The sequence below is a fragment of the Levyella massiliensis genome (assembly GCF_000308275.2).
Classification (GTDB): Bacteria; Bacillota; Clostridia; order Tissierellales; family Peptoniphilaceae; genus Murdochiella; species Murdochiella massiliensis_A.
Window position 1 is genome coordinate 53,790 of record NZ_HG529491.1, and the last position, 7,957, is coordinate 61,746.

The 7,957-nt window shown below is 44.1% G+C and carries 7 protein-coding genes and 3 pseudogenes; 3 read left to right on the forward strand and 7 right to left on the reverse strand.

Annotated elements, in window-relative coordinates; all coding sequences use genetic code 11:
• The first annotated feature begins 8 nt into the window (after positions 1-8).
• Both BN98_RS05285 and BN98_RS05290 read left to right on the forward strand, forming a co-directional pair.
• Positions 9-386: a TIR domain-containing protein gene (locus BN98_RS05285; RefSeq protein WP_019190417.1), complete on the forward strand. Its 378-nt coding sequence runs from the start codon at positions 9-11 to the stop codon at positions 384-386.
• Positions 387-400: 14 nt separating this feature from the next.
• Positions 401-1,378, forward strand: coding sequence for a caspase family protein (locus tag BN98_RS05290; protein WP_019190418.1), 978 nt, complete (start codon positions 401-403; stop codon positions 1,376-1,378).
• A 13-nt stretch (positions 1,379-1,391) separates the two neighbouring features.
• On the opposite strand, the pseudogene BN98_RS05295 reads toward BN98_RS05290, so the two are convergent.
• The 5 genes and pseudogenes from BN98_RS05295 to BN98_RS05315 all read right to left on the reverse strand — a co-directional run bounded on the left by BN98_RS05295 (position 1,392) and on the right by BN98_RS05315 (position 5,589).
• A pseudogene (locus BN98_RS05295) lies at positions 1,392-2,722 on the reverse strand (relaxase/mobilization nuclease domain-containing protein).
• A pseudogene (gene mobC, locus BN98_RS05300) lies at positions 2,694-3,029 on the reverse strand (plasmid mobilization relaxosome protein MobC); the annotation flags it as partial. The pseudogenes mobC and BN98_RS05295, both read right to left, overlap by 29 nt.
• A 258-nt stretch (positions 3,030-3,287) precedes the next feature.
• On the reverse strand, positions 3,288-4,484 hold the full coding sequence (locus BN98_RS05305; protein WP_019190422.1) for an AlbA family DNA-binding domain-containing protein: 1,197 nt from the start codon (positions 4,482-4,484) through the stop codon (positions 3,288-3,290).
• Positions 4,485-4,652: 168 nt separating this feature from the next.
• Positions 4,653-4,961, reverse strand: a complete 309-nt coding sequence (locus BN98_RS05310; protein WP_019190423.1) for a hypothetical protein — start codon at positions 4,959-4,961, stop codon at positions 4,653-4,655.
• A 187-nt stretch (positions 4,962-5,148) separates the two neighbouring features.
• Positions 5,149-5,589, reverse strand: coding sequence for a restriction endonuclease subunit S (locus tag BN98_RS05315; RefSeq protein WP_019190424.1), 441 nt, complete (start codon positions 5,587-5,589; stop codon positions 5,149-5,151).
• Between the two features lie 55 nt (positions 5,590-5,644).
• On the opposite strand from BN98_RS05315, the pseudogene BN98_RS05320 reads away from it, so the two are divergent.
• Positions 5,645-6,202, forward strand: a pseudogene (locus tag BN98_RS05320) (DUF3387 domain-containing protein); the annotation flags it as partial.
• Positions 6,203-6,382: 180 nt separating this feature from the next.
• Here the strand turns inward: BN98_RS05320 and asnA are convergent.
• Together asnA and BN98_RS08185 are read right to left on the reverse strand one after the other, a co-directional pair.
• Positions 6,383-7,384 carry an aspartate--ammonia ligase gene (gene asnA, locus BN98_RS05325; protein WP_019190426.1) on the reverse strand — a complete coding sequence of 334 codons (1,002 nt, stop codon included), beginning with the start codon at positions 7,382-7,384 and terminating at the stop codon, positions 6,383-6,385.
• Positions 7,385-7,757: 373 nt separating this feature from the next.
• A partial coding sequence (locus BN98_RS08185; protein ID WP_154654974.1) for an integrase core domain-containing protein occupies positions 7,758-7,957 on the reverse strand: 200 nt, incomplete at its 5' end.

The window sequence follows — 7,957 nt, forward strand, 5'->3', positions numbered from 1 at the left end:
GCGGAAGTATGAAACGTATTTTTATCAGTTTTGCAATTGAGGACGAGCGTTTAAGGGATTTTTTAAAGGGACAAGCTCGAAATGAATATAGTCCATTTGAGTTTGTTGATATGTCTGTCAAACAACCTTGGAGTTCAGAATGGAAAAGTAATTGTCGAACCAGAATAAAGGGTTGTGCTGGGGTAATTTCTATCATTACAAAGAACACAAAACATGCGAACGGACAAATATGGGAAATGAAATGTGCAAAGGAAGAGCATATTCCTGTAGTGGGCATCTATGGAAATGATGATCACTATGGTGTTGTTGTGCCAGATGAATGCGGATATGTTCGCGTGATGGATTGGACGTGGTCTAACATTTCATCTTGGATTAGAAGTGTTTAAGAGGAGGAATCTTCATGACGAAAAAAGCACTGATTATAGGCATTGACGATTATCCAGGCAGCCCATTACATGGCTGCGTTAAAGATGCTGAAGAAATCGCAGGTCTGCTTGAAGATAATGGAGATGGTTCTCCTAACTTTGAAGTTAAAACGGCCTATAATATAAAAACAAAATCAGAACTACTAAATCTCCTTCACAACTTATTTGAGGTCGGAGAAGCCGATGTTTCACTTTTTTATTTTTCCGGCCACGGTGCGAATAGTCTTAATGGAGCTTTAGTAACCCCGGATTACAATGGACTCGATACTGGTGTTTCTATGACTGACTTGTTGAGCTTAGCAAATAAGTCCAAAAGCAAAAACTCCGTCATAATTTTGGATTGTTGTTTTTCTGGGCGGTTTGGAGAACTTGGAATGATTAACTCCACAGAGTCATTAGTAGGTCAAGGCATTACCATTATGACCGCAAGTAACCGTGATGAATATGCAGTAGAAGATGGAATTACGGGGCATGGGGTTTTCACGGAACTACTTATTCAGGGGTTGAAAGGTGGCGCGGCTGATGTAGGTGGTAATATAACTCCTGCCAGTCTTTATTCATTCGTAGACCAATCTTTAGGTGCTTGGGAACAACGACCGGTTTTCAAAACCAACATTTCCCGCTTTTTGCCGCTAAGGACTGTCGAACCCAAAGTTCCAAAACATGTCTTACGAAAGTTAAGCCAGTATTTCACCTCTCCACAAGATGAATATCGCTTAGATCCTTCGTATGAATTTACAAATTCACCGGATCAGAAGCATGAATATAGGGAGCCTTATGCAAATCCCGATAACATTAAAAAGTTCAAAGAATTGCAAATGTTTGAAAGTGTTGGTCTGATTGAACCAGTTGGAGAAGATCACATGTATTTTGCTGCAATGAAAAGCAAATCTTGCAGACTCACTCCTCTTGGGTTACATTATTGGAAACTTTCTAAAGACAAAAGATTTTAGCACCCACAATCGTTCACCTCTCCATCTTCTTCTCAATGCCCTGCTCATAATTTTGGCGGTACTGGATCAGTTCCTCAAATTGCGCCTTGTTGTCCTCGTGTCGGGACATCAGGGCGTTCTTTTTTTGTGCCAGATTGTCCAGCTGTTTGAGAATCTCTTTGCTATTCGGCAGGTCGGAATAGCGCTCTAAAATTGCCGAGGCTGCCACCTTGTAAACGGCAAGTCCACTGCGGTATTCCTCAGCGAAAGCCTTGTCTTCCGGATGCGCCTTGTGGTACTTGTAGAGCTCACGGTAGGCGTGCACGGTGTGCGCATTTTCCATATCTTGCGAGAGTGTATCCATCTGCGTCTCAAGTTTCCGGATTTCATCCTGAAGGGACTGGCGCTCATCAGCGGATTGCGTAAGTAAAGCGTCTAACTGCGTGATGGACTGAATGCCTAGATTACGCAGAGCTACGATGGATTCTGCTGTCGTTTTGAGATTGTGTTTCGTGATCCAGTTGGCATAAGCAGGACTGTTTTTTGCCTCCACGTTTTTTCTGGCATCGATGCTTTTTCCGATGGGTTTCTTGACGGTAAAGGCTGACCGGGCAAGTGCTTCTTTAAGGCGTTCTTTTAATCGTTCTTCTGTATAATCTTCGCCGATTGTTTTTGCACGGGTGAAGCGGTCTTTATCCTGATGGCGAAAGGCAATGTACTTTCCCTGCTTGATTTCATATCCCTGCTCCTCCATCCGGGAAAGAAAATCATCCCAGCTTTTGGATGCTTTGATCGTCCTGTCAATGTCGAATTGCAGACGACTTTTCCAGGACTTTCACTGTTTGGCTTGTTGCTGTTCAAACCAGCTTTTGCCGTTGGTCTTATACTTACGGCGATAGGCTTCATAATATTCATCGATCACAGAGAGGTGGTTTTTTTTGCAGAGATTATCGCTGATTGTGCGAATCCGGTGATAGCTCCGCTTGTTGGACTGATAGCATTTACCGGTCTCTTTATTGACGTTATTGAAGATGATGTGGTTATGAATGTGGCCTTTATCCACGTGCGTGGCCAGTACATATTCATATTCGCCTTGGAGCACTTTTTCGCAGAGCGCAAGGCAGATTTCATGCGCCTGTTCAGGCGTAGTTTCACCCGGCAAAAAGGACTGAATCAAGTACCGCGCCAGCACATTTCCTCCCGAATGAGCATCCTCTCTGGTGCGCAAAAACTGCACGGATGCGCTGGGCGGCAAGCAATCAAAAGCATCAATCAGAACTTTCTCATCGGTCTTGTGCGCATCGGTGATATAGTCGATCGCGTAGTTTGGGTCGCTTTAATGGGATGGATTTTCGTGATGGCCATCGGTTGTCTTCTCCTGTTTTGAGGTCGTTCGATTTAGTAAAAGGGCATGAATCTTAAGGATTTCTTTGCCTATATCATCAATTTGTTCCTGCATTTTGCGGATGCCTTTAGGGTCAATCTCATCGGTGGCGTTGGCTTTTTTGGCGACCTGATTGACGTTGCTAGCAATATTGGCAAGCCGTCCTTCCAGCTTACGGAATGGTTCCAGATCGACCACATGGATTTCTTTTTCCAGGACGCACTTGCGGATGAATAGGCTCATATTGCGGAACCTGGCAAGCTTCATCTTTTGCCAAAACAGATTCTTTTCTTCCTTCGTCTACTTGATTTCAATGCGTTCATTTCTCAATCGATTTACCATGGTTATTTGCTCCGTGCAGTATTTTTTGGGGTCTAAGGGTTCACCCTAACAAGATTCAAATTGAAAAAAAGAAGCAGGACTCCGAGGAGGCTGCTTCATCAATTTGTCATCAGTGGCCGGACACTAACTGTGCTTGCTACAAAAGTTTTATTTGCGCGTTATCGTTAAGCAAAGTATTGGGTTGTTGAACTGATTTTACCGCGCTCATTGGGTGTTGTCTGCCTGTCTCATGAATGAAAACTTCTTCTGGTTTGGGCTTCCATCTTGTTCGAATAATGTCGAATGTGATAAGCCCATTGTCTGAGACAGTTTAGTGAAGATTGGTAGGATCGATGCAGCAAAATCCTTATTGATATCGACTCGAACAAAAGATGTCTTTATTAAGTTTTTGTTGATAGGAAGCGCGTCCTCGTTGTAGTAAGCGCGCGAAGGCAATGACTTGCCTTTAGCGTTAGCGAGAGTCATGCCAATATGGTACACATCACCTAAACCTAAAATATTCAATTCATGACAAAGAGAATAAATGTCTTTGACTACGGACTCCTCGACATCATCCCATGGTGGTAAGTAAAGTTTTTCTTCGTTCCATAGTCTTAGGGTTAGGGACTCTAAAAATCCATTTAATGAGAGCTGAATGTATGAGCTTAACCCGGATTGGTCTCGCCCTAATTCGACTTTTATAAGTCCGTCGGAATTGTATGAATATACGCTATAAGAAGTTGTACAAATTGGGTGAAAGGCTGAATTATAAATTATTTTTGATAGTTCAACGGTGGTGCTCATATCCAAAGACTGTTCAGGTAAGATGTGCAGAAGCAAAAACGGCATTTCTATTAAGGTTTCGTCGAGATCACCATTGAGTAAGAAAGATAGGCGTTCATCCCTATATCCTTGAATCTTCTGCATTATGTGATCAAACTCCAGAAATGAATGTTTTAAATCGTTATAGCGCATTGGAGAGGAAGTATTCCCATTACGCATATAGATGTCATCACGGCTTCCAGAGTTGAATGCATGTGGTTTTAATACACTCCTTGGAACGGTAATGAGAATGCAATTCTTCTCCCGAACTGTCATGTGCTCTGCTTTGATACCGTAAAGCACAGGGATGGTCTGTGTGGCTATTTTATTGCGCAAGGCTTTTTCCCATTCCTCAAACAGTTCGGGAGTGACGCCAGTATCCACTAATTTGTCTGGATTATGATTCTCATCTTCACCAATGCCTAATACGATGGTGCCACCATAGGTATTCGCGAAGGCACAAATTTCTTTTAGGAATTTATCAGATTCTTTTTGGCCAAGGCTGTTAAATTTCCCCTGTTCAAAGCGGTAATCCTTGAACTCAAGGCGTTCAGATTCTCTTTCCTTGTTATCAAGGATTTGTTCAATATAATTCGCCATTCTCACCTCCGAATTTGTACTTTCACCTTAGGTGCCGGTTCACAGATAACCGGCATTTCATTTTGGTTTATGTTCCTCTTTCTAAGCTGATCTCACTCAAAAGATCAAAGTGATGGAATCTGTCAGTTCACCATTGTCATCCAAGTGATAGAACAGGCCGGTAAGAATTCAACTTGCCAAAGGATTGACGTTTCCATCCTGTGCGTCTTCGTATTTTCCGTTTGTGAAAATATCGATGGCACCAGAGGAAAGCAACTGTGGTTTTTGCTCCAACCAGCTCTCTGAGGTAGGAGATGCTGTTCCCCGATTCAATTCATCGAGGGATCTTTTGTTAATGGTGATGGTGCCTTCACAGTGTTGATCCGGATTTTCGATTCGTGCCTCATCCAAATCATACCCACCATATTCATAAATGATGGCGTCTTCGGTTTCATTGATCTTCTTCGCGGTAGCTCCGCTGCCTTTGAGTATAACCATATCCTTTCAAGTTTTCAGCATCCCCAGTCTTCCGGCACCGTTCATAGGTCACCAGAAAATCGCTTTTCGGTTTTTCCACCTGTGTCAGAATCGACGCGTCGAGTTTGCCCATCTGCGCGGAATGTGGCCATATTCTGACCTATTCTTCAACGACACGAACTTATCCAAGCGGAAAGAAGCAATTCGCTTATTTCCGATGCCGCACCTGCAAAAGCGCCAAAAGCAAATAAAGCAGCTCAACAGATAAATTGTTTTTTCCTGTTATGATATGAGCATGATTATTCACCCAGAATTTTCCCTCCACATACTGCAAAATTGGATAACCTTTACTATCGATAACAGTGCTATCTTCTCCAAGAAGAAGACAGATGCCATCAAATATATATCTGTCCACGTAGTCCATAACAGATGTGACTCCATAATATGGGTAATTTTTGGCAAGATTCGCGCGTTCTCGGCTAGAAAGTGGAATTCGCTTTGCATCATGTAGCTCTATGATTTCCGCTATAGTTCCACGATGCCATTCTTCCGGAATAGTACCATTAAAGGGAATTAAGTCGATAAAACGATTTTTATATAGAGCCTTTGCTTGCTCTTCTAAATTCTTGTTTATCTTAGCATGACTCAATTTTGCTAAGAACTTCTCTCAAAAACGGAGTATGATAATAGTAACAAGAATAACTGAGTTTTCGCTCTTCGATCCAAAGTTCCTCGAAGAAATTACAAAAATAAAGGAAAAAAATCTTGCTGTGGAGCTGTTAAGAAGATTGATAGATGATCAAGTGCAAATATACAAGCATAATAATGTTGTTAAATCTGAAAAATTCAGTGAAATCATACAAGGTGTGATGAATCGCTATCTGAATGGAATGCTTACGAACGAGCAGGTAATCGAGGAGCTGTTAAAGATAGCAAAACAGATTCGAGACGCTCGTAACGCAGGAAAGGCAATGGGCCTGTCAGAAAAGGAGTTAGCATTTTATGATGCTTTAACCAGGCCGGAAGCAATTAAAGATTTTTATGAGAATGATGAGCTGATTGCTATCACAAAAGAACTGACTGAAGCTCTTCGTAAAAATCAAACGATCGATTGGCAAAAGCGTGACTCTGCGCGGGCCAGAATGCGCATGATGATCAAAAGACTACTCAAAAAGCATCACTATCCACCGGAAGGCATGGAAGACGCTGTCCAGACGGTAATGACGCAATGCGAATTGTGGACGGATCATACCGAATTCTAAAAATACAATCTCAATTCTAATCTGGGACAAGTAACATGAGTGCGTCTTCTATCTGTGAAGTGATGAAGGATCATCAGAATCTTCACTTACAGATGGAAGGCGCACTTGTCGTTTCTTCTTAACTTTTAAATAAGACTTCTCTTATAACACCCATTATTGAAAACTTTATGCTCTCCCTCCTTACAACAGCTTAATCCCCGCTTTTTCACACGCTTTCTGCGTTTCTTCGTCCCAGACACTCGCCTGAATTTCGCCGATGTGCGCCGTCCCCAGCAATAACATGCAAAGGCGCGATTGACCGATGCCGCCGCCGATGGTCTGCGGATATTTCCCTTGCAGCAACGCGCGATGGAATGGTAGCGATGCGCGCTCTTCGGCGTGGGCGGCTTTGAGTTGGCGAGTGAGCGCAGCTTCGTCCACGCGAATGCCCATGGAGGAAAGCTCGAACGCACAACCGAGGACATCATTCCAGAGAATAATATCGCCATTGAGCGTCCAGTCATCATAGTCTGGCGCACGGTCGCCATGGAGCTTGCCCGAACGCAGTGCGCCGCCGATGCCCTGAATAAAAATCGTCTTGTATTGCTCCGCGGCCGCGGCTTCTCGCTCCTCCGGCGTTTTGTCCGGCCAGCGATCCTCGAGTTCCTGGGCGGTGAAGAACGTCACTTCGCGACGGATTTGGGTGTCCAGCGATGGGAATCGCGCCTGCACCAGGTGATTGACATTGCAAATGGTCGAAACAATCGCTTGAACGGTTTCGCGGAGGGTTTTCTCCGTGCGCTCGGCGGGCGTAATGATGCGTTCCCAATCCCATTGGTCGACATAGATGGAATGGAGATTATCCAGAGTTTCATCACGACGAATGGCGTTCATGTCGGTATAAAGGCCTTGACCGGGTTCGAAGCCGTAGCGACCAAGGGCCATGCGCTTCCACTTGGCCAGGGAATGCACAACCTCTGCTTCAGCGTCCACATCAGGAATATCAAACGAAACCGGACGTTCCTTGCCGCTTAAGTTATCGTTTAGGCCGCTGGCACGCAGCACAAAGAGCGGCGCGGAAACGCGCTGGAGATTCAGTGCCTGCGAAATCTCCGCCTGAAAGGTCTTTTTGACGTAATCGATAGCACGTTGCAATTCAAAATGGTCCAGTTTCGGAACATAATCGGACGGGATAGTAATCATAATAACCTCTTTTCTTGCATTTGGTTCATTTTACCACCTTCCGCTGATGCGGTGTACCGCAATGAGAATGGGGAGCCGGGGAACGGCCGGCCACTTTACGGGGCATTTTGCCACTTTTCGTTTTTGACCCGTAATCGCACCGACCAGTTTACGGGGCATTTCCCCATTTTGCGGTTTTGACCCGTAATTTCGCCACCCGCTTTACGGGGCATTTCCCCATTTCGCGTTTTTGACCCGTAATTTCACCATCCGCTTTACGGGTCATTTCTTCGTTTTTCGTCTTTGACCCGTAATTCCACCACCGGCTTTACGAGTCGTTTCTCCATTTTGAACTGTCCCCCAAATGGTAGAGTGTAGATTTATCATTTCTACCTCATCCGTAATAAGCCTCGTAAGGGGTTTGGTATCCGTTTGTCGCATGCCTTCTTTCTTTCGCATAGAAGGTCCATACATATTCATAGATTAGCTTCCTTGCTTCGCGAATGGTTTGTGGCATCTTGTAAAGCCATTCGGTTTTCATCTTACCAAAAAAGCTCTCCATCGCTGCATTATCCCAACAGTCTCCTTTCCTAC

What these genes read in the sequence shown, in the direction of transcription:
- BN98_RS05285 (WP_019190417.1), top strand. Translation starts at nt 9, where the DNA reads ATGAAACGTATTTTTATCAGTTTTGCAATTGAGGACGAGCGTTTAAGG.
- BN98_RS05305 (WP_019190422.1), bottom strand. Translation starts at nt 4,484, where the DNA reads ATGGCGAATTATATTGAACAAATCCTTGATAACAAGGAAAGAGAATCT.
- BN98_RS05310 (WP_019190423.1), bottom strand. Translation starts at nt 4,961, where the DNA reads ATGGTTATACTCAAAGGCAGCGGAGCTACCGCGAAGAAGATCAATGAA.
- asnA (WP_019190426.1), bottom strand. Translation starts at nt 7,384, where the DNA reads ATGATTACTATCCCGTCCGATTATGTTCCGAAACTGGACCATTTTGAA.
- BN98_RS05290 (WP_019190418.1), top strand. Translation starts at nt 401, where the DNA reads ATGACGAAAAAAGCACTGATTATAGGCATTGACGATTATCCAGGCAGC.